Annotated in this window: 19 protein-coding genes and 4 tRNA genes; 8 read left to right on the plus strand and 15 right to left on the minus strand. The window is 58.4% G+C overall.

All coding sequences use genetic code 11. From position 1 onward, the window contains the following. Positions 1-59 precede the first annotated feature (59 nt). Entirely contained in the window at positions 60-506 is a 447-nt protein-coding gene (locus BM395_RS01535; RefSeq protein WP_069899074.1) for an Hsp20 family protein, read from the minus strand. A gap of 197 nt (positions 507-703) precedes the next feature. On the opposite strand from BM395_RS01535, the gene BM395_RS01540 reads away from it, so the two are divergent. After that, positions 704-1,453: an SDR family oxidoreductase gene (locus tag BM395_RS01540; protein WP_242454987.1), complete on the plus strand. Its 750-nt coding sequence runs from the start codon at positions 704-706 to the stop codon at positions 1,451-1,453. A gap of 31 nt (positions 1,454-1,484) precedes the next feature. Here BM395_RS01540 and BM395_RS01545 read toward each other — a convergent pair whose 3' ends face one another. Continuing rightward, the gene (locus BM395_RS01545; RefSeq protein WP_090508638.1) at positions 1,485-2,489 is read right to left on the minus strand and encodes a tRNA dihydrouridine synthase; all 1,005 of its coding nucleotides are present in this window, start codon (positions 2,487-2,489) and stop codon (positions 1,485-1,487) included. A 142-nt stretch (positions 2,490-2,631) separates the two neighbouring features. On the opposite strand from BM395_RS01545, the gene BM395_RS01550 reads away from it, so the two are divergent. Then, on the plus strand, positions 2,632-3,021 hold the full coding sequence (locus BM395_RS01550; RefSeq protein ID WP_090508639.1) for a hypothetical protein: 390 nt from the start codon (positions 2,632-2,634) through the stop codon (positions 3,019-3,021). Positions 3,022-3,029: 8 nt separating this feature from the next. Here the strand turns inward: BM395_RS01550 and BM395_RS01555 are convergent, their stop codons facing one another. The 7 genes from BM395_RS01555 to BM395_RS01585 all read right to left on the minus strand — a co-directional run bounded on the left by BM395_RS01555 (position 3,030) and on the right by BM395_RS01585 (position 6,902). Next, positions 3,030-3,479 (minus strand): acyl-CoA thioesterase, encoded by a 450-nt coding sequence (locus BM395_RS01555; RefSeq protein WP_069899082.1) that lies wholly within the window; start codon positions 3,477-3,479, stop codon positions 3,030-3,032. A 237-nt stretch (positions 3,480-3,716) separates the two neighbouring features. Continuing rightward, positions 3,717-3,792: transfer RNA gene (locus tag BM395_RS01560), tRNA-Glu, on the minus strand. Between the two features lie 77 nt (positions 3,793-3,869). Beyond that, positions 3,870-3,945 (minus strand) — tRNA-Ala (locus BM395_RS01565). 50 nt (positions 3,946-3,995) lie between these two features. Continuing rightward, positions 3,996-4,071, minus strand: a tRNA-Glu gene (locus BM395_RS01570). Positions 4,072-4,135: 64 nt separating this feature from the next. Then, a tRNA-Ala gene (locus tag BM395_RS01575) sits at positions 4,136-4,211 on the minus strand. A 146-nt stretch (positions 4,212-4,357) separates the two neighbouring features. Next, a complete protein-coding gene (gene gltX / locus BM395_RS01580; protein WP_090508640.1) occupies positions 4,358-5,839 on the minus strand; it encodes a glutamate--tRNA ligase in 1,482 nt (493 codons plus the stop codon). 142 nt (positions 5,840-5,981) lie between these two features. After that, entirely contained in the window at positions 5,982-6,902 is a 921-nt protein-coding gene (locus BM395_RS01585; RefSeq protein ID WP_090508641.1) for a LysR family transcriptional regulator, read from the minus strand. A 104-nt stretch (positions 6,903-7,006) separates the two neighbouring features. On the opposite strand from BM395_RS01585, the gene BM395_RS01590 reads away from it, so the two are divergent. From BM395_RS01590 to BM395_RS01600, 3 genes are all read left to right on the plus strand, one after another. Further along, the gene (locus tag BM395_RS01590; protein ID WP_069899088.1) at positions 7,007-8,056 is read left to right on the plus strand and encodes an HlyD family secretion protein; all 1,050 of its coding nucleotides are present in this window, start codon (positions 7,007-7,009) and stop codon (positions 8,054-8,056) included. Continuing rightward, positions 8,046-9,605, plus strand: coding sequence for a DHA2 family efflux MFS transporter permease subunit (locus tag BM395_RS01595; RefSeq protein ID WP_069899090.1), 1,560 nt, complete (start codon positions 8,046-8,048; stop codon positions 9,603-9,605). The genes BM395_RS01590 and BM395_RS01595 overlap by 11 nt, the downstream gene beginning before the upstream one ends. A gap of 67 nt (positions 9,606-9,672) precedes the next feature. Next, on the plus strand, positions 9,673-10,572 hold the full coding sequence (locus tag BM395_RS01600; RefSeq protein ID WP_090508642.1) for an EamA family transporter: 900 nt from the start codon (positions 9,673-9,675) through the stop codon (positions 10,570-10,572). A 46-nt stretch (positions 10,573-10,618) separates the two neighbouring features. Here BM395_RS01600 and BM395_RS01605 read toward each other — a convergent pair whose 3' ends face one another. From BM395_RS01605 to BM395_RS01615, 3 genes are all read right to left on the minus strand, one after another. Then, positions 10,619-11,140, minus strand: coding sequence for a DUF2937 family protein (locus BM395_RS01605; RefSeq protein WP_090508643.1), 522 nt, complete (start codon positions 11,138-11,140; stop codon positions 10,619-10,621). A 57-nt stretch (positions 11,141-11,197) separates the two neighbouring features. Further along, positions 11,198-11,974 (minus strand): class II glutamine amidotransferase, encoded by a 777-nt coding sequence (locus BM395_RS01610; RefSeq protein ID WP_069899096.1) that lies wholly within the window; start codon positions 11,972-11,974, stop codon positions 11,198-11,200. A 157-nt stretch (positions 11,975-12,131) separates the two neighbouring features. After that, positions 12,132-12,593 (minus strand): MFS transporter, encoded by a 462-nt coding sequence (locus tag BM395_RS01615; RefSeq protein ID WP_178115980.1) that lies wholly within the window; start codon positions 12,591-12,593, stop codon positions 12,132-12,134. A 111-nt stretch (positions 12,594-12,704) separates the two neighbouring features. Here BM395_RS01615 and BM395_RS01620 point away from each other — a divergent pair, with 111 nt between their 5' ends. After that, positions 12,705-14,732, plus strand: a complete 2,028-nt coding sequence (locus tag BM395_RS01620) for a S9 family peptidase (protein ID WP_090508644.1) — start codon at positions 12,705-12,707, stop codon at positions 14,730-14,732. Here BM395_RS01620 and BM395_RS01625 read toward each other — a convergent pair. Next, positions 14,713-15,048 carry a hypothetical protein gene (locus BM395_RS01625; protein ID WP_141124068.1) on the minus strand — a complete coding sequence of 112 codons (336 nt, stop codon included), beginning with the start codon at positions 15,046-15,048 and terminating at the stop codon, positions 14,713-14,715. The two genes, BM395_RS01620 and BM395_RS01625, sit on opposite strands and share 20 nt — an antisense overlap. A gap of 144 nt (positions 15,049-15,192) precedes the next feature. Here BM395_RS01625 and BM395_RS01630 point away from each other — a divergent pair, with 144 nt between their 5' ends. Both BM395_RS01630 and BM395_RS01635 read left to right on the plus strand, forming a co-directional pair. Beyond that, complete coding sequence (locus tag BM395_RS01630; protein ID WP_069899102.1) at positions 15,193-15,555, plus strand: YajD family HNH nuclease; 363 nt, start codon at positions 15,193-15,195, stop codon at positions 15,553-15,555. A gap of 57 nt (positions 15,556-15,612) precedes the next feature. Continuing rightward, a complete protein-coding gene (locus tag BM395_RS01635) occupies positions 15,613-16,083 on the plus strand; it encodes an RNA methyltransferase (protein WP_069899104.1) in 471 nt (156 codons plus the stop codon). Positions 16,084-17,717: 1,634 nt separating this feature from the next. Here the strand turns inward: BM395_RS01635 and BM395_RS01645 are convergent. Continuing rightward, the gene (locus tag BM395_RS01645) at positions 17,718-18,947 is read right to left on the minus strand and encodes a hypothetical protein (RefSeq protein ID WP_090508647.1); all 1,230 of its coding nucleotides are present in this window, start codon (positions 18,945-18,947) and stop codon (positions 17,718-17,720) included. A 111-nt stretch (positions 18,948-19,058) separates the two neighbouring features. Beyond that, positions 19,059-19,508, minus strand: coding sequence for a YcgN family cysteine cluster protein (locus BM395_RS01650; protein ID WP_069899108.1), 450 nt, complete (start codon positions 19,506-19,508; stop codon positions 19,059-19,061). Between the last annotated feature and the right edge of the window lie 6 nt (positions 19,509-19,514).

Consider the following 19,514-nt stretch of genomic DNA (forward strand, 5'->3'; position numbering starts at 1 on the left):
TCTCACGAAAACGCCCCCGACAAAGCGGGGGCGCTGCTTTGGCTGAGTGCCTCAGACGCTTAGCTGTTCAGCGCTTGAGTCGCACTGTTGATGGCGATGCGCTTGGGCTTGGCTTCTTCTGGCACAACACGTACCAGGTCAATATTAAGCAAGCCGTTGATCAGGCTCGCCGAGCGCACTTCAATGTGGTCCGCGAGACGGAACGACAACTTGAAAGCCCGTTGGGCAATGCCCTGATACAGGTAGCTGACACTTTCGGTTGGTGCTTCACGCTTGCCACCGGTTACAGTCAGCACGCTACGCTCTACCTGCAACTCAAGGTCTTCATCTTGAAAGCCGGCTGCGGCAACCACAATTCGGTATTGATCTTCACCGTGCTTTTCAACGTTGTACGGTGGGTAGCTGCTCCCGCCTTCATTGCGCATGGCCGACTCAAACAAATCATTGAAGCGGTCAAAGCCAACGGACTGACGCAGCAGCGGGGTCATGGAAAATGCAGTACTCATGTGTTTCTCCTGATATTCAGCGAGGGTGTTCAATTAACTGCTTGCACCCACTAAAAAGTGGCTTTGGTACAAGCTGACGAGACCCGACTTCGGCATCTCTCAGGAATAAAAATGTGGACGGCAAAATCATTTTCAAGAGTCGGTTGTAAAATTTTTTACCTAGACTGTTTGCTCACTCAACCGCACAAGGAGGCTTCATGCACAGCAAAGTCATGTTGATTACCGGGGCCAGTCGCGGCATTGGCGCCGCCACTGCAAGGCTCGCCGCCGCGCGGGGTTACGCCGTGTGCATCAACTACCGGCAACAGCAGGACGCAGCAACACAACTGGTTGCTGAGATCCGCGCAGACGGCGGCGAAGCATTTGCCATCCAGGCTGATATCAGTGACGAGAACCAAGTTGCGGAGCTGTTCAAACAGTTCGACCAACAGTTCTCGCGGCTCGATGTACTGGTCAACAATGCGGGCATGCTGGAATCGCAAAGCCGCCTCGAAGCGATCGACGGCGCGCGCCTGCAGCGGGTGTTTGCCGCCAATGTTTACGGCAGTTTTTACTGCGCACGCCAAGCCATTCAGCGCATGTCGACACGCCGTGGCGGTAATGGCGGCGCGATCATCAACCTGTCGTCTATTGCCGCCAAACTTGGCGCACCAGAGGAATACATCGACTACGCCGCCGCCAAGGGCGCGATTGACAGCATGACAGTGGGCCTGGCCAAAGAATTGGCCGCTGACGGCATTCGGGTCAACGCTGTTCGCCCCGGCGTGATCGACACCGAGATTCATGCCAGCGGCGGCGAGCCGGGACGCGTTGAGCGTGTCAGCAAGAGCATCCCGATGCAGCGCGGCGGCCAACCCGAAGAAATCGCCGAGGCAATTTTGTGGCTGGCCAGCGATGCGGCGTCTTACACCAGCGGGGCGTTACTCGACGTAGCCGGCGGGCGCTAGAAATCCGCCGAGAACGTGACGACTCACGGCTCTATGCGCATTGCGCCTGGGCTTGCAGCGCATGCTGCGCGTGCAGGAAGCGTTCGCGGTCGAGCTGTACTGCGAACAACTGATCGATGCGCTCGCAGTCCGTCTCGCGGCGCAAAACGTTGAACAGCTCAACAGCTTCGGGGTAGGTTTTAGTCAGCAACGCCAGCCATTGCTTGAGCCGTCCCGGCGCCGAGCGCTGGGTCATCTTGTAGCGCGCCTGCACCCAGAAATCGGTGAGTAACGGCATGAACTCGGCCCAGCTCATTTCGGTGACAGGCAGGCCCGCGCGCACCTGAGAGATCTGCCGGGCCAAATCCGGACGCGCGACAAGGCCGCGACCCAGCATGATGTTATCAACACCACTGATCTCACGGCAGCGCTGCCAATCTTCAAGATTCCAGACTTCGCCATTAGCAAACACCGGCACGCTCACGACATCCTGCACGCGCGCCACCCATTCCCAATGCGCCGGCGGTTTGTAGCCTTCGACCTTGGTGCGGGCGTGAACAACGAGCTGTTCGGCGCCGCCCTCGGCGAGGGCACGCGCGCAGTCCATGGCGCCATCCTTGTGCTCGAAACCAAGGCGCATCTTGGCGGTGACCGGAATGTTCGCGGGCACGGTTTTGCGCACCTCGCACAAGATCTCGTGAAGCAACTCCGGCTCTTTCAGCAGCACCGCACCGCCACGGGATTTATTGACTGTCTTGGCTGGGCAGCCGAAGTTCAGGTCGATCACCGGAGCGCCCAACTCGCAAGCCAGCGCGGCGTTATCAGCCAGGCATTTGGGATCGGAGCCCAACAATTGCACCCGCAGCTGGGTGCCCGCTGCCGTGCGCGAGCCGTTGTGCAATTCTGAGGCGAGCTTGTAGAAGGTCGCCTCCGGCAACAGGCGCTCCGTGACACGAATGAATTCAGTCACACACCAGTCGATACCCCCGACGCGCGTCAGCACATCGCGCAGAATATCGTCAACCAACCCCTCCATGGGCGCCAAAGCGATTTGCATAACTGTACTCTCAAGAACCTGTCGCGCCTTGCACTGCGCAGCAGGGGCGTATTGCGTTAAATGACAACTCTGCGGATCAATTCCACGGACTTATCGAAGCGAATGCTGCACACTAACCCGACGCTGATCCCGGAGGATATTTATGCGTTTATCGCTGCTGCCTGTATGCCTGCTCACCCTGATGGTCAGCACGGCTGACGGCGCCCAAATATTCGAGCAACCTGGCCTGAAACCCATGCCCAACAAAGCTGCGCACGTCGTATTCAGTCGCGACCGAAATGCGCCCACAGCCTGCGACGTAGCCATTCTGGTCGGCGGTTTGCACGGCGCCGAACTGGGCATCGGCGAATCGGTGACCCTGAACATCGAAGCCGGCGAGCAAAACATCCTGATGATGACCTCGCCTGCCGGCTACTGCGGCAATCTCAATCTGCGCAACAGCCAGTCGCTGATCATTGCGCCGGGAGAAACGCGCTACTTCCAGATCAAGGTCACCAACGACTCGATTTTCATCGCGCCAGAAGCGCAGTAACTGCGCGCTTACAATTCCAGAGGATAAGGCTGGCGCAGTGCCTTGCCGTAGCCCTCGATAAACTCGCGCGGCATGCGCTTGGGCTTACCGCTCGACAACTCGATGCAGACAAAAGTGGTCTTGCCGCGCAGCAGGGTCATGCCGTCCTCGGGGCGCACGATCTGGAACTGACGGTCCATCTTCAAACGCTGGTCAGACTCCACAATCCACGTCGCGACCTGCAACTGCTGATTCTCATAGGCACTGGCCAGGTAATCGATCTCGTGCCGCACCACCGCCATTGCCCGGTTCAGGCGCTGGTATTCAACCAGATCCAGCCCCAGATACTGCGTGTGGCGCCACGCGCAGCGCTCCATCCACGTGATATACACCGCGTTGTTGGCGTGCCCCAGACCGTCGATATCATCGGCGGTTACCGCAATATCGATCACGAACGGATTATCAAGATCCCAATTCATCCCTGCCTCCCTTCTCGCCCTTCACGCCCAGCGCAGCGGCCTGCCAAGAGGCCTCGACGCATGAGCGTTGCATGGACACGATAGCTTCACAGGCATGTGCCTGCACCTACGCGCAACACTGCCAGAGCCCTTGTACCAGCACAACTGCGATATGTACGGGGATAAAAACAGCAGACAAACAAAAGGGCCATTCCGTTAAGAATGACCCTTTAAAAAACCCGCACAGCGGGTAAAAATTGGCGTCCCCTAGGGGACTCGAACCCCTGTTACCGCCGTGAAAGGGCGGTGTCCTAGGCCACTAGACGAAGGGGACAAAACCTTCGAAACCAAGCCAGCTAATCGCTGACTCGTGGCAGTTAGCAAATCAAATGAATTGAACCGCTAAAAAATTGGTGGAGATAAACGGGATCGAACCGTTGACCTCTTGCATGCCATGCAAGCGCTCTCCCAGCTGAGCTATACCCCCAGATTTATCGCCTCTCGGCTCACAACACCTTGCGGCACTGCGTTTTAAAATGGCGTCCCCTAGGGGACTCGAACCCCTGTTACCGCCGTGAAAGGGCGGTGTCCTAGGCCACTAGACGAAGGGGACAAAACCTTCAAACTCGACCCGTTCAATGAACCGATCGTGGCAAGCCTTACGGCTTTAAAGAGATTGGTGGAGCTAGACGGGATCGAACCGTCGACCTCTTGCATGCCATGCAAGCGCTCTCCCAGCTGAGCTATAGCCCCATCTCAAGGACGGGGCGCATATTAAGTGCGCCCCCGCCTACTGTCAACAAAATTTTAGACCTTTTGAAGATTCTTTATGCTGACAGAACAACCACTTACCCGCTTTTAGCAGTTTCAGCGATAAACCTTCAGCGCCGCATGCCGTGTCAGGCAATGTTGCTCAGAAGCTTTTCCCACTCTTTGTTTTCTTTTTTCGACACGCCGCCCAGCAACTCGATTGCCTGACGCAGGCGGAAGCGAGTCAAATCCGGGCCGAGAATTTCCATGGCGTCGAGCACAGAAACCGAGCTGCTCTGGCCGGTAACGGCGGCAAACATCAGCGGCATGGCATCGCGCAGCTTCAACTCAAGCGATTCGACCACGGCCTGAATGCAGCCCGTGATGTTGTCCTTTTGCCACTGACGCAGCGATTCCAGCTTCCACAGAATCAACTGCATAAGCTGACGCACCTGATCGGCTGAGAGCTTCTTGTGCTCGAACAGCTTGGCATCCAGATTAAGCCCGCCCGAGAAGAAGAAACCTGCCAGCGGCGCAATCTGACTGAACGTCTCGACGCGGCCCTGAACGTGCGGGGCAATCTGCATCATGTAATCGGAGTTGAATGCCCACTTCTGCGCGCCAGCCGCAAAGTCCTCGACGCTCAGCTCACGCATCCACTGGCCATTGAGCCAGGACAGCTTCTCCAGATCGAAGATTGGCCCGCCGAGCGAAACCCGCTGAATGTCGAAGTTGGCGATCATCTCGTCCAGCGAGAATTTCTCGCGCTCATCCGGCATCGACCAGCCCATGCGGCCGAGGTAATTGAGCATCGCCTCTGGCAGGTAGCCCATGCGCTCGTAGAAGGTGATCGACGTCGGGTTCTTGCGCTTCGAGAGCTTGCTCTTGTCCGGGTTACGCAGCAGCGGCATGTAGCACAGCTGCGGCTTTTCCCAGCCAAAGTATTCGTAGAGCAGAATCAGCTTGGGCGCCGATGGCAGCCATTCCTCACCCCGCAACACGTGCGTGATGCCCATCAGATGGTCGTCAACCACGTTGGCGAGGAAGTAGGTTGGCAGGCCGTCGGTCTTCATCAGCACCTGCATGTCCATGCGGTCCCACGGAATCTCGACTTCGCCACGGAGCATGTCAGGCACCACGCACACGCCTTCCGTCGGCACTTTCATGCGCACAACATGTGGCTCACCGGCTTCGATGCGCGCCTGCGCTTCGGCATTGGAAATGTGCATGCAGTGGCCGTCATAACGTGGCGTCTGCTTGGCTTCCATCTGTTCCGCACGGACCTTGTCCAAACGCTCGGCACTGCAAAAACAATTGAACGCGTGGCCCTGGTCGATCAACTGCTGGGTGTATTGCTTGTAGATATGCCCACGCTCGCTCTGCCGATACGGGCCATGCGGGCCACCGACATCCGGGCCTTCGCTCCACTCAATACCAAGCCAACGCAACGCATCGAAGATCTGCTGTTCGGATTCGCGAGTCGAACGCACCTGATCGGTGTCTTCGATACGCAGGATGAATTCGCCGCCATGCTGACGGGCGAAACACAAGTTGAACAGCGCGATATAGGCAGTGCCTACGTGTGGATCGCCGGTGGGGGATGGCGCAATACGGGTACGAACGGTGGTCATGGCGGCTCTCGGGGGATAAACGCAAGAAGGTGCAATGGGTTGAATCACAGAGGCGCGCCCTGCTCAGCCAGAAACAGCCAGCAGCGCAGCGCTTAACCGTTGCGCGGCAAGCCAGCCGCGCACAGGGACTCAACAACCTGAATCAAGGCTTGGATATTAACAGGCCGGGGGGCTTGGGCTCCAGTTCAAAGCCATCAAGCGCTTGCAGCGCATTGATCAGAAAGTCGAGAAAGGCTTTGACCTTCATCGCCTGAAAACGCCGCGACGGATACACCGCATACAACTCACCCACGGGCAATTCCGCTTCCGGCAATACCTCAACCAGGCGCCCTTCGGCGACTGCCTGCGCGCAGATCATGTCCGGTAAACCGGCAATCCCGGCACCAGCAAGCACGGCCTCGCGGGCGAAGGTGATGTTGTTGCAGGTCATCACGCTGTGGCAGGCAACGCTTTGCCCGAGCAGCGGCCAGTAGCGCGGTGAGTCGTGACCAAGAACGATGGCCCGGTGTGATGCGAGATCACTCACCGTTTGCGGCACACCATGAATGGCCAAATATTCGGGACTGGCGCAGAGGCTTCTCGGCGTTTCCAGCAGCTTGCGGGCAATCAGGGTCGAGTCTTGCGGCTGACCGACGAGCAAGGCGATATCGACGCCCTCCTCGACCGGATCGACATAGCGCGCAGTCAACTCCACTTCGGCGGTGATCTGCGGGTATTGGCGCATGAATGCACCAATCGCATGCGCCAGAAACAGTTGTCCGAACTCTATCGGCGATGAAATGCGCAGCAAACCGGAAGGCTCGCGCTGCAACTGCATGACCGCCTGCTCAGCTTCGGCGAAATCAAACATGATCTGCCGGCAACGGTCGTAATAAGCCTGACCCACCTCGGTGAGACGCAATTTACGCGTGGTCCGGTTGAGCAGACGCACGCCCAACCGGTCCTCAAGCAACGCCAGACGCCGACTGACTGTCGACTTCTGCATGCCCAACCCTTTCGCGGCCAGGGTAAAACTGTGGCACTCCACAACGCGCGTGAAGATCAGAGCATCATCGAGCCCCATTATTGTTCCCCATAAGCAACAAAGTTTCTGAATTCTACCCGCTACAGCTTCTTAAGGAACACTGTTAGATTCTAAGGACTAATACCTATAACTTGAGTTTGTTCATGCCTGCCCAGCTAAAACGTCGCTTATCCCTGTTTGTACTGTTGGTTGCCCTGATAGCTGCGGCGCTTCTGGCTCACTGGTTGCTGATTGGTCGATACGTCGAGTCAACTGACAACGCATATGTACAAGGTGAAATCACCCGCGTCTCCAGCCAGCTCAACGCACGCATTGATCAGGTACTGGTAAAAGACAATCAGCACGTCGAAAAAGGCCAACTGCTGGCCGAGCTTGATTCCAGCGATTTCGAACTTGCCCTCACCCGCGCCCGCGCCGCCCTTGCAACCCGCGAAGCACAACTGGCGCAAACCCAGAGCACACTCAGCCAGCAGTCGAGCATGATCGCAGCCAGCGCTGCCGAGGTGGCCTCGACGCAAGCCTCGCTGAGCCGCGCCAAAGTCGACTTGTCCCGCGCCAAAACCCTGCGCAAGCCTGGTTATGTGTCTGAGGAACGGGTCACCACACTCGACGCCGACCAGCGCATTGCCAGCTCCCAAGTCACCAAGGCCCAGGCAGACCTGCAAGCCCAGCGCCAGCAGGTGAATACCCTGCAAGCCGAGATCAAGAGCCTCAACGCACAAATCTCCAGCGCCCGCGCCGACATCGCAAAAGCCGAACTCGACCTCAAGCGCACCAAGATCTACGCCCCCATCAGCGGCTTTATCGGCCAGCGGGCAGCGCGCAACGGCCAATACACTCAAGTGGGCGGCTATCTGCTGTCGATCGTCCCGGATCTCGACATCTGGGTGCAGGCCAACTTCAAGGAAACCCAGATTGGTCACATGCAGGTTGGCCAGCAGGCCGAACTGGTGTTCGACAGTTTCCCCGATACGCCGATCGAAGCCACGGTACAAAGCCTGTTTGCCGCTTCCGGCGCTCAGTTCAGCCTATTACCGCCAGACAACGCCACCGGTAACTTCACCAAGGTTGTGCAGCGCATTCCGGTAAAGCTGACGTTCGCTGCACACAATCCGCTGCAAGGCAAAATCCGCCCCGGCATGTCCGTTGAAGTCAAAGTAGACATCAAGGCAGACGTGCAACATGGCGGGTGATCAGCTGGTTCGCCCTACCGGCGAGCCGAGCAGGCGTGACTGGATTGCGGTAATGAGTGTGATGCTCGGCGCGTTTATGGCGGTGCTGGACATTCAGATTACCAACTCCTCGCTCAAAGACATTCAGGGCGCACTGGCAGCCACGCTGGAAGAAGGCTCGTGGATTTCCACCTCGTATCTGGTGGCCGAGATCATCATGATCCCGCTCACAGCCTGGCTGGTGCAATTGCTCTCGGCGCGGCGTCTGGCCATCTGGGTTTCAATCGGCTTCCTGTTCTCGTCCCTGCTTTGTTCGATGGCGTGGAACCTAGAAAGCATGATTGTGTTCCGCGCCATGCAGGGGTTTACCGGCGGCGCGCTGATCCCGCTCGCCTTCACCATGACCCTGATCAAACTGCCGGAACATCACCGCGCCAAAGGCATGGCGCTGTTTGCCATGACCGCGACCTTTGCGCCCTCCATCGGGCCGACTCTCGGCGGCTGGCTGACCGAGAACTTCGGCTGGGAATACATCTTCTACATCAACGTGCCGCCTGGCCTGTTGATGATTGCAGGCTTGATGTACGGCCTGGAAAAGAAAGCGCCGCATTGGGAACTGCTGAAAAGCACCGATTATGCCGGCATCGTCACCATGGCCATCGGGCTCGGTTGTTTGCAGGTATTCCTCGAAGAAGGCCATCGCAAAGACTGGCTGGAATCCAGTTTGATTGCAGGTTTGGGCGCTACCGCCAGCATCAGCCTGATCGCGTTTGTGATTTTGCAGTTCTCCAAGCCCAACCCGCTGATCAACCTGCGCGTGCTCGGTGAGCGCAATTTTGGTCTCACCAGCATTTCCAGCGTCGGCCTCGGTATGGGCCTGTACGGCTCAATCTATGTGTTGCCGCTGTATCTGGCGCAGATACAGAATTACAACGCGCTGCAAATTGGCGAAGTGATCATGTGGATGGGTATTCCCCAGCTGTTCCTGATTCCGCTGATTCCCAAATTGATGAAATTCATCACCCCGAAAATCCTCTGCGCTCTGGGCTTTGGCCTGTTCGGCGCGGCCAGTTTTTTTTCCGGCACACTCAACCCGGATTTCGCCGGCGAGCAGTTCAATCACATCCAACTGGTCCGCGCCCTTGGCCAGCCGATGGTGATGGTCACGGTATCGCTGATTGCCACCGCCTATATTCGCGCCGAAGATGCCGGCTCGGCCTCGAGTCTGTTCAACATTCTGCGCAACCTCGGCGGTGCAATCGGCATTGCCCTGCTCGCCACGCTGCTCGACAGCCGCGCGAAAGTCTATTTCGACTACTTGCGTGAAGCACTGGTGCCGACCAACCCGCAAGTGGCCGAACGCATCGCGATGCTCACCAGCAAGCTGGGCAGCGAACAGGCCGCCTTGGCGCAGATCAGCCAGATCACCCACCAGCAAGCCGCGATAATGGCCTACAATGACGCCTTCCATTGGATTGGTATTGCCCTGTGCGTCAGCATGACCGCGGTGCTGCTGACCAAAAGCCTGCCCAAAGCCGCCACCAATTCAACGGCAGCCGCCGCCCACTGACGGCGCAGGCCCGGAGCTACTTTTAACCAGCGCGCCCACTTGGGCGCGCGCTTGTTTTAGGTCAATCATGCCCACTGCAACTCCCCGCGCGCGCAGCCTGCTGCTGATCGGCGCGTTCGCCGTCATTTATCTGGGCTGGGGTACAACCTACCTGGCCAACCATTTCCTGCTCAAAGAACTGCCGCCATTCGTGTTGGGCTGCCTGCGCTTTACGCTGGCAGGCAGCCTGGCGTTTATCTGGGTCGTTCTCAGCGGCAAGTTGCAGCTGCAACGCAGCGATCTCGGCGGGGTCTTCATCGGCGGCCTGGCGCTGATTGCAGTCGGTCAGGGCGCATTGATTTACGCCAACCAGTTCTTGCCGACCGGCATGGTGGCGATGCTCTACACCACCCTGCCGCTTTGGAGTGTGGCGCTGGAATGGGTACTCGGAGAGCGCCCGCCAGTCTGGGTACTTTTCGGGTTGGCCATTGCGTGCACCGGCATTGTGTTGCTGATGAGCAATGGTCTTGAGACCAGCGCATCGGGGCCGCAGTTGTTTGCCGGCCTGGTTGTCGTCAGCGCCACGCTGATCTGGGCATGCGGCGTGTGGATGTTGCGCAAAAGACCGGCGTTTCGCTCCAGCTGGCTCGGTTTGAGCCTGCAAATGCTGGTGGGTGCGGTGTTACTGGGCTTGTTTGGCGTGCTGCATGGCGACTGGCAACACCTCGATTTGGGCGGGCTGAGCCAACAGTCATGGTTGTGGATGGCATATCTGGTGCTGCCGGTCAGCCTTGGCGTTTATCCTGCCTACTTCTGGCTGCTGCGCGAAGTACGCCCGAGCCTGGTATCGACCTTTGCCTTCATCAATCCGGTAGTGGCGCTGTTGCTTGGCTATCTGCTGCTGGGCGAGCAACTCAGCGCACTGGCCATGCTCGCTTGCGTCATCACGTTGGGCGGGGTGATGCTGATCATTCTCGGCAGGCGCTGACAGCCGCAGCGCATAGCGGCTGGCAGGCGAGACAGAGGCGTCACTTTTACCAGTGACGCTGACGCATGCGACTGTCTCCGCGAAAGCCGAGCAGCCAGCCAATGGCGCGCAACAGCCCCTCTATCAGCCAGGCCAGCAACAGGGCGCAGGCAATGCCCCAGGCGATGGCTTCGGGGGCCAGGAGCACCTGATAACGATATGCCGCGTAGGTTTCATTGAGCAGCGCCGGATCGGCGCGTGTCAGCAAGTGCCAGGCTTGGGCGTACCACGGGCCCTGCATGGCCTTGGCCTCAGCTTCTAGCAGGCCGGCGCGCGAGACCAGCGTACTGACGCTCTGCGCATCATTGCGCATAACCGGGTCTTTACTCTCGCGGTAGTAGGCGATGAGCTTGTTCAGATCGCCGCCGAAAAACCGGCTGGCAGTGGCGCGAAAACCCTGAATACTTTGCGTGGATTCGGTCAGGTGCGCATCGACACGCTTACTGTAGTCCGCCATAAAACCCGGGATCTGCACCCCGACCAACAACCCCAGAGCGAATAATGCCAAGCGCAGATAGCTCATCAACATGCACGTCCCCCTGTCCTGTTATCCACGAGTGTCTTTACCCACAATGGGCCTGTCGTTCTAGGCGCTCAGCCCCTGAGCAATGCACTCACCGCCGCGCCACAGTCGCCATTCACCTGGCTGATAAACCTGCCAACGTTCGTTATCGGTCAAGGCCTCGGTTGCCAGCACGGTGACCACATCATCCGGCGTGGTTTCCGCCTGAAAATCCACCTGCAAGTCCGCATCACGCAAATGCGCAGGACCAAATGGCGCCCGCCGCGTTATGTGCGCAAGCTTGGTCGAGCAGAAGCTGAACAGCACATCGCCATCGCTGAGCAGACAGTTGAACACACCTAGACGACGATATTCCACACAGGCCTCAACCAGCACCGGCAACAGTGTTTCAAGGCTGGTGGGCCCCGTACATTGCGAGCGTAGACGATTTAACAGGTCACAGAACGCCGCTTCACTGTCGGTGTCACCCACCGGGCAATAAAACGAGGGTTCAGGATTGAAATTGGCGAGTTGACCATTGTGCGCAAAGCACCAGTTGCGCCCCCACATTTCACGCACAAACGGATGCGTATTGGCCAGGCACACCTTGCCGACATTGGCCTGACGGATATGCCCGATTACCACTTCACTCTTGATCGGATAGCGCTGAACCAACTGCGCCACCTCGGACTCACTGCTCGCACGCGGGTCTTGAAAAAGGCGCAGGCCGCGCCCCTCATAAAAACCAATGCCCCAGCCATCGCGATGCGGTCCGGTGCAACCGCCACGCTGCATCAGCCCGGTAAAGCTGAAGACGATATCGGTGGGTACATTGGCACTCATGCCTAAAAGCTCACACATGGCTAATTTCCTTGCGCCAGGCATCACAAAGTCGCGGCGTGACAAACACTTCGGCGGATAAAACCCGAGCGCTAATCAAAGCATAAAAGTAGATACAACCTACAGACCAGCGGCCAAGCCGCCAAAAGGATGCAGCCGGCCAGTTGCCGGCTGCGACTTAGAGACGCGGCTCGATGCGCCCGCCAGTATTCGCGGCCTGCGGTCGTCCTTCAGCCATGATTTCACGCAGTGTGGGGGCGTCTTCATCAGCCTCTTCGACTGGGTTGGCAGGCTGCTGCCGGTTGCGCCACCAGCGCTCGATGGGCCAGCGCACAGCAACGAAAACCAGGTAGACCGCGAGAGCAATCATGCCGTAGAGCGCAAGGTCCGCCACCGCACGCCAGGCGTTGTTGCCCACATTAAACAGCATATCCAGCGCGATAACCGCGATAGCAGGTGCAAACAACTCCCGGGCCGGATCAACAATCGTCGGGCTCAGCAACAGCACCGCCATCACCACACGCAATGGTTCGCGCACATAACGCCACATCCAGCCAGTCATGCGCAGCCAGACCAACAGGCAGCCAAGCGCAGCTATTGCGTAGGCGGCCCAGGCGAGCAGGTTGTCGTTCTCAATCATAATGCTGCGGTTTCCTGACATGGCGAGGGTCACTAATAGCGGCTTATGATAGCGACTTTTAATCGATCCGGCGCGCCTGCTGTTGATCAACCCTGAATCTGGAGCCGTTATATGCTGCCCGCACCCATCGCAAAATCCAATCAAGGGGCTGATCCTTACAGCTGGCTGGAGAACCGCGACAGCCCCGAAGTACTTGACTATCTCAAGGCAGAAAATGCCTACCTTGAAGCCCAGTTGGCGGAGCAGCGTGAGTTGCGCGACAACCTGTTCGATGAGATCAAGGGACGTATCCGCGAAACCGATTTATCGCTGCCCTCGCCTTGGGGACCGTATCTCTACTATCAACGCACCACGGCAGGCGATGAATACCCGCGCCATTACCGCTGCAAGCGCCCGGCCGACGACTCACTGCAAGTCGACAGCGCCTCGGAACAACTGCTGCTGGACCCTAATGAATTAGCCGGCGGCGGCTTTTTGTCGCTGGGCGCGTTCAGCATCAGCCCGGATCATCAGCGCCTCGCTTATAGCCTTGACACCAGTGGCGAGGAAACTTATCAGCTGCGGGTCAAGCAACTCGACAGCGGCGACACCCTCGAACTGCCGTTCGAACAATGCGATGGCAGCATGACCTGGGCTAATGACAGCCAGACCCTATTCTTCGCCACCCTTGATGAAACCCACCGCCCGCACCAGCTGCACCGCCACAGACTTGGCGAAGCTGGCAGCGCACTGGTAATCGACGAGCCGGACGGGCGCTTCTTTGTCAGTTGCTACCGCAGCAGTTCCGAGCGCCAGCTATTGCTGATGCTCGGCAGTAAAACCACCACCGAAGTCTGGACGCTCGACGCGCAAACACCCGAGCAGCCTTTCAACTGCGTGGCCCCGCGCGAGGAAGACCACGAATACGAGGTGGATCATGGCCAGCTCAACGGCCAATGGTGCTGGTTTATCCGCAGCAACCAGAGCGGCATCAACTTCGCCCTTTACACCGCAGCCGAACACACGCCTCAGCGCCAGCACTGGCAAACACTCATAGAGCACAACCCGCAAGTCATGCTGGAAGGCGTAAGCCTCAACCATGCGGCGTTTGTTCTGAGCCTGCGTGAAGCTGGGCTGCCGGTAGTCGAAGTGCATCCGCAGGAATTGCCCGAGTACCGTATCCAGCTGCCAGATGCGGCATACAACCTTTATGTGCAGGACACGCTGGAGTTTGCCAGCAGCACCATTCGTCTGCGCTACGAGGCACTCAATCGCCCGGCACAAATCCGCCAACTGACGCTGACAAACGGCGCACAGCAGGTGCTCAAAGAGACGCCCGTCGAAGGCCCATTCGATGCCGATGCCTATGTCAGCCAACGCATCTGGGCCACCGCTGCCGACGGCACTCAAGTGCCCATCAGCCTGGTCGCCAAACGCGAAGTTCTCGGCCAGCCTGCACCGTTGTATCTATACGGCTATGGCGCTTACGGCGAATGCCTCGACCCGTGGTTCTCGCACGCACGCCTGAGCCTGCTTGATCGCGGTTTCGTCTTCGCCATCGCCCACGTGCGCGGCGGCGGCGAATTGGGCGAAGCGTGGTATCGGGCAGGCAAGCTCGAACACAAACAAAACAGCTTCAGTGACTTTATCGCTTGCGCCGAGCACCTGATTGCCGAGCGCTACACCAGCAGCCAGCAGCTGGTTATCAGTGGCGGCAGCGCCGGCGGCTTGCTGATGGGCGCCGTGCTGAATCAGCGACCGCAACTGTTCGCCGCAGCCATCGCCGAAGTGCCATTCGTCGATGTGCTCAACACCATGCTCAACCCGGATCTGCCGCTCACGGTTACCGAGTACGACGAATGGGGCGACCCGAATCAGCCCGAGGTATACGCGCGCATCAAAGGCTACGCGCCATATGAAAACGTCAGCGCCCAGCCCTACCCCGCCATGCTGGTGGTAGCCGGCTACAACGACAGTCGGGTGCAATATTGGGAGGCCGCGAAGTGGGTGGCGCGCCTGCGTGTGCGCAAGACCGACGATAACCTGTTGCTGCTGAAAACCGATCTGGATGCCGGGCATGGCGGCATGAGCGGCCGGTATCAGGCGTTGAAAGATGTCGCGCTGGAATACGCGTTCATCCTCAAGGTGCTGGGTCTTTAGCCTTCTCACTGTTGCGCTGGCGCTGCTGCTCAAGCAATTGCAGGTCTTTATCCGGCGGCGCCAGGCTATCGACAGGCCGGCGCAATGGCGTCTGCGCTGCTGGCTTATCGGTTAGCGACGGGCTGATCAGCGGGGGATTGTTCGGCGCAGTCGAAGGCATGCCGCGTGGCGTGACCGGTGTATAGGGTTTCTGGTTGGCCGTACCGGCGCCGCCACTGCCGCCGGAGACCGAAGGCATTGGATACGTCTGCGCAACAACACCTGCACTCGCCCCCAGCAACGCAAAGGTGCACAACATTACGGCTAAGGCTTTCACGGCAGTACTCCCAAGGCTTAAGCCAAAATTGTCAGGTACATTGCAGTTTAGGCCCAAGCCGCTAAAAAGCCGCAATACAGTTGTTCTCCCGGCGCCAAGGGCAGACTAAACTAAGCCCATATACGCACCGCCACGGACAGACTAATGAGCACCGACAACCCCACCGCCAAGCTAGACCGTATCCTTGCTGACGCCCAGCGCAGCCGCGAAGCCGGTTACCGCGATAAGGCCCTGAAGATGTATCCGCACGTGTGCGGGCGCTGTGCCCGGGAGTTCTCCGGCAAGCGCCTGAGCGAGCTGACCGTTCATCACCGCGATCACAACCATGACAACAACCCGCAAGACGGCTCCAATTGGGAACTGTTGTGCCTGTTCTGTCATGACAACGAGCACTCGCGCTATACCGACCAGCAATACTTCAGTGAAACCACCGCAGGCAGCTCCGGCCCGAAAGTGACCCACAAAGCCTTTGCCGACCTGGCTGCATTGCTGAAAAGCAAAGAGTAAGCCCAAAGCGTTGTCAGGCCGTATAATTGCGCCCTTTGCATTCAAAGGGCACTTTCGGTGGCAAACAAACGATTCAGCTGCATCGGCCTGTACAACCCCAAGTCGCCAGAAAATGTCGGCGCGGTGATGCGTGCAGCTGGCTGCTATGGCGTCAGCAGCGTGTTCTATACCGGCGTGCGCTATGACCGCGCGCAGAGTTTTATCACCGACACCAAACGCGTCCATCTGGACATCCCGCTGATCGGCATTGATGACCTGAAGAAGATCGTCCCTTTGGGCTGCACGCCGGTGGCTGTTGAACTGGTCGAAGGCGCGCAAGCGTTGCCGACCTACACCCACCCGGACCGGGCGATTTATATCTTCGGGCCAGAAGATGGTTCGCTGAATCAGGAGATTCGTGATTGGTGTGAGGATGTTATCTACATCCCGACCGAGGGCTGCATGAACCTCGCGGCGACGGTGAATGTGGTGCTGTATGACCGGATGGCTAAAGGGTTGAATACCAAGTCGGGGCCGCTTTATTACTGAGGATTGGATGGGGTTTTGATCTGCGGTATGGCGGCCGGACGGCGTCGCTTGGCGGCATTGGGCGTGGAGGTTTAACTGATTCGCACGGCGGTATCTGCGCCCGTGAGATCGCCCGACGGATTGCGTTGCTTCGCGCCGCTATCCATCCTCCGTATGCGTTAGAACTACACCGAATTTTCGAATGGGGGAGAAAGGAATCCGCGTCGCGGCTTCCGACATGACGATCTATCTGATTCACCCGGCGGCATCGGCGCCTGTGCGATCGCCCGACGGATTGCGTTGCTTCGCGCCGCTATCCATCCTCCGTATGCGTGAGATCTGCACCGAATCGTCGATGGGCGGAGGTTGGAATCCGCGTCGCGGCTTCCGACATGACGATCTATCTGATTCACCCGGCGGCATCGGCGCCTGTGCGATCGCCCGACGGATTGCGTTGCTTCGCGCCGCTATCCATCCTCCGTATGCTTGAGACTTGCACCGCATCGTAGACGGGCGGAGGTTGGAATCCGCGTCGCGGCTTCCGACATGACGGTCTATCTGATTCACTCGGCGGCAACTGCGCCTTCTTAATCGCTTGACGGATCGCGTTGCTACGCGCCGCTATCCATCCTCCGTGCGATTTGCCTTTGGGGGCTTCTCGGTTTTTTGAACGCTGGCGCTAAGCTGGGATTGTTGTAATTCTTTAGTCAGCCTTTCGCCTTTACGGCGAGTGACTTTCTCTTTGTTTGCGCAAAGAGAAGAGTAACCAAAGAGAAAGCGCACCCGGCATGCGGGTTTTGCTGCGCAAAACTTCCCTCGCTCCGGCGCCGTTCCGTTGGTCGCCATCAAGGGACGTCCCTGTCCCTTGATGGCTCATTTGGCGTCCTTGCCAAATGCCCAACTCCACACCACCTCCACTCAGCCTCCTGACGGGACCAGGCGACCGAGTTGTTTGTGCCGAATGCGCTATGCAGGGGTTGAAGCAAAGCAGCGGTTGCAGCCTGTAATGCGATTTTCCAAACACCGCCAACGCCCCTTTCCAGCAGGCCAAATGCAATCGTTGTGCAGTGGGTTGAGCAGCATGGATGCTGCGAGAGTCGCGCTGGGCCAAGGACGGCCCATCGCGGCGTGCCCACGGAGCAACGATGGAATGCGGGAAGCCGAGCGCAGCGAGGCCCAATGGAGGGGCAAGATCTTTTGGTTACTTTTCAATCGATTGTGAAAAGTGACTCGCCGTAAGGGCGAAAAGGTGACCGGAGAACGAAAACAAATCAGGCTTAGCGCCAGCGTTAGACAACCGATTCAACGCAAGACCCGAACAAAGGAGCATGGATAGCGGCGCGAAGCAACGCAATCCGTCGGGCAATTTCACAGGCGCCGATGCAGCCGAGTGAACCCGACGAATCGCCATGTCGGAAGCCGCGATGCGGATTCCAACCTCCGAAAAACCATCATTCGAAAATCGGCGCAAGACCAAACACCCGGAGGATGGATAGCGGCGCGTAGCAACGCAATCCGTCGAGCGATCTCGCAGGCGCAAATGCCCTCGAGTGAACCCGCCGGAATAACCATGTCGGAAGCCGCAAGCGGATCCCCACCAACACAAATCCACAAAAAAGGCCGCCTCGCGGCAGCCTTTGTCCCGTCATCAACGGTTATTTGAGCAGCTTGGTGTCAAGCACGTCTGACGGCTTGCCCATCACGCTCTCGCTGATATCAATCACGTCTTTGGTGGTGACCTTGTCCAGTCGCATCAGGCCGCGTGCGACGTCATCAAGCGAGCGGCCGTTGGCGTCCTTGGTGGCTTTGCGGATTTCGCGGTCCAGGTCCTGGAACAGCAACACCGCCCGCGCGGTTACCGGGCCGGTCGAGTTTTCGGTGCGCAGGCTTTTCACCGGACGGCTCCAGTCAATCAGCTTCTTGCGCACGATCTGGTAGCGATCTTCGCTCATGCCGCCGGCACGGCGCATCAACTCAATGGCGTAATACTCGGCCAGACCTTCGCTGATCCAGTCGCTCTTGTCGGCGTCGTTAATGCGGCTGAATACATGCACCAACTCATGCACCAATGAACTGGTGCCGTTCTCGCTGACCAGCGGACGATCCGCGTGCATAAAGTACGAGTTGGACGCCGACAGGCCGCCGCGCCACATCGGATCACCGGCCCCTACGATCAGCAACTTGGCGGGATCACGCGGGAATACCGACTGCATTTCCGGCCAGATGAACGTCAGCAGCGTCAGCACGTCCATGCGATGCATGCCTTCGTCTTTTGGCGCTGCCACGGTTACATCGGTCAGGCCCAACTGCGCGCGGCGCGAGCCGATTTTACCGGCCAGCATCCAGCCCGTCGGGCGGTCGAATTTACGCAGCGGATTATCAATGCGGAACTTGTTCTTGCCGATGCGCGGCCAGCCAGTTTCGACCGCAGGCCAGCCCTTGGGCAGATCAAACTGCAGGCGCGCTACCAGCTCGGTTTTGTCATGAATGCTCATCGCCGCGCTTGGCACCAGATTGTCGCCGCGAAACAGCGCCCAGTCCGGCGTCATGCGTGCATCGAAGCGCTTGTTGTCGCGCTCGTGGCTGATCTTTACCCGGTAGGTCAGCTTCGACTTGCCCTTGCCCGGCTTCCAGATCCCGCGCTCGGGACTTTCCTGAGTCCACTCGCCATCTGCAGCTGTAAAGTCGCTGTAGGCACCGTTTTTACCAAGATTGAACGACAGGCTGTTGATCGGCTCGCCGTCCTCGAACGTCATGCTGACTTCGGCCTGATCGGTCTCTGGCAAGAAACTTACGTTGTAATCGAGATCAACTTTTTTAGCGGCCCAAAGTGGCGCGCTGATGCCCAGCAGTGCAACAGACAACAGAGTACGACGAATCGACATTGCAAGCAGCTCCAGAACAGACTGATCAGATATAGGTAGACCTGCAGCGCCCCGCACAGTTGCAACGTGCGGGCGCCGCAAAGCATTTAAACAGCGAGAAATGCGCCGGTATCAACCCGCGCGGAATATCAGGTGATCCTCCCAGTCATCCTCGGGTACGCTTTGCTCGCTCAGCATGCGCCCGGACTGGGAGATACGCTCGATGTGCACAGCCTCAGGATCACCGCAGACCAGATGATGCCAGAGCGGCAGATCCTTGCCTTCGCTGACCAGACGATAACCACAGGTCGGCGGCAACCACTGAAACTGATCGGCCTGAGCGGGGGTTAGCTGAATGCAATCCGGCACGAATTGGGTCCGGTTAGCATAGTCAGTACAGCGGCAAGTCTTGAGATCGAGCAGTTTGCAGGCGATGCGCGTGTAAAAAACACTGCCATCGTCTTCATCTTCAAGCTTTTGCAGGCAGCACAGGCCGCAACCATCGCACAGCGATTCCCACTCCTGCTGATCGAGCTGATCAAGCGTTTTGCGTTTCCAGAAGGGTTCGACTTTAGCTGCCATGGTGTT

It is taken from the genome of Pseudomonas marincola (genome assembly GCF_900116605.1).
GTDB lineage: Bacteria > Pseudomonadota > Gammaproteobacteria > Pseudomonadales > Pseudomonadaceae > Aquipseudomonas > Aquipseudomonas marincola.

Bases quoted from the DNA above. Each gene is read 5' to 3' on its own strand.
- BM395_RS01535 (WP_069899074.1), bottom strand. From the start codon at position 506: ATGAGTACTGCATTTTCCATGACCCCGCTGCTGCGTCAGTCCGTTGGC.
- BM395_RS01540 (WP_242454987.1), top strand. From the start codon at position 704: ATGCACAGCAAAGTCATGTTGATTACCGGGGCCAGTCGCGGCATTGGC.
- BM395_RS01545 (WP_090508638.1), bottom strand. From the start codon at position 2,489: ATGCAAATCGCTTTGGCGCCCATGGAGGGGTTGGTTGACGATATTCTG.
- BM395_RS01550 (WP_090508639.1), top strand. From the start codon at position 2,632: ATGCGTTTATCGCTGCTGCCTGTATGCCTGCTCACCCTGATGGTCAGC.
- BM395_RS01555 (WP_069899082.1), bottom strand. From the start codon at position 3,479: ATGAATTGGGATCTTGATAATCCGTTCGTGATCGATATTGCGGTAACC.
- gltX (WP_090508640.1), bottom strand. From the start codon at position 5,839: ATGACCACCGTTCGTACCCGTATTGCGCCATCCCCCACCGGCGATCCA.
- BM395_RS01585 (WP_090508641.1), bottom strand. From the start codon at position 6,902: ATGGGGCTCGATGATGCTCTGATCTTCACGCGCGTTGTGGAGTGCCAC.
- BM395_RS01590 (WP_069899088.1), top strand. From the start codon at position 7,007: ATGCCTGCCCAGCTAAAACGTCGCTTATCCCTGTTTGTACTGTTGGTT.
- BM395_RS01595 (WP_069899090.1), top strand. From the start codon at position 8,046: ATGGCGGGTGATCAGCTGGTTCGCCCTACCGGCGAGCCGAGCAGGCGT.
- BM395_RS01600 (WP_090508642.1), top strand. From the start codon at position 9,673: ATGCCCACTGCAACTCCCCGCGCGCGCAGCCTGCTGCTGATCGGCGCG.
- BM395_RS01605 (WP_090508643.1), bottom strand. From the start codon at position 11,140: ATGTTGATGAGCTATCTGCGCTTGGCATTATTCGCTCTGGGGTTGTTG.
- BM395_RS01610 (WP_069899096.1), bottom strand. From the start codon at position 11,974: ATGTGTGAGCTTTTAGGCATGAGTGCCAATGTACCCACCGATATCGTC.
- BM395_RS01615 (WP_178115980.1), bottom strand. From the start codon at position 12,593: ATGATTGAGAACGACAACCTGCTCGCCTGGGCCGCCTACGCAATAGCT.
- BM395_RS01620 (WP_090508644.1), top strand. From the start codon at position 12,705: ATGCTGCCCGCACCCATCGCAAAATCCAATCAAGGGGCTGATCCTTAC.
- BM395_RS01630 (WP_069899102.1), top strand. From the start codon at position 15,193: ATGAGCACCGACAACCCCACCGCCAAGCTAGACCGTATCCTTGCTGAC.
- BM395_RS01645 (WP_090508647.1), bottom strand. From the start codon at position 18,947: ATGTCGATTCGTCGTACTCTGTTGTCTGTTGCACTGCTGGGCATCAGC.
- BM395_RS01650 (WP_069899108.1), bottom strand. From the start codon at position 19,508: ATGGCAGCTAAAGTCGAACCCTTCTGGAAACGCAAAACGCTTGATCAG.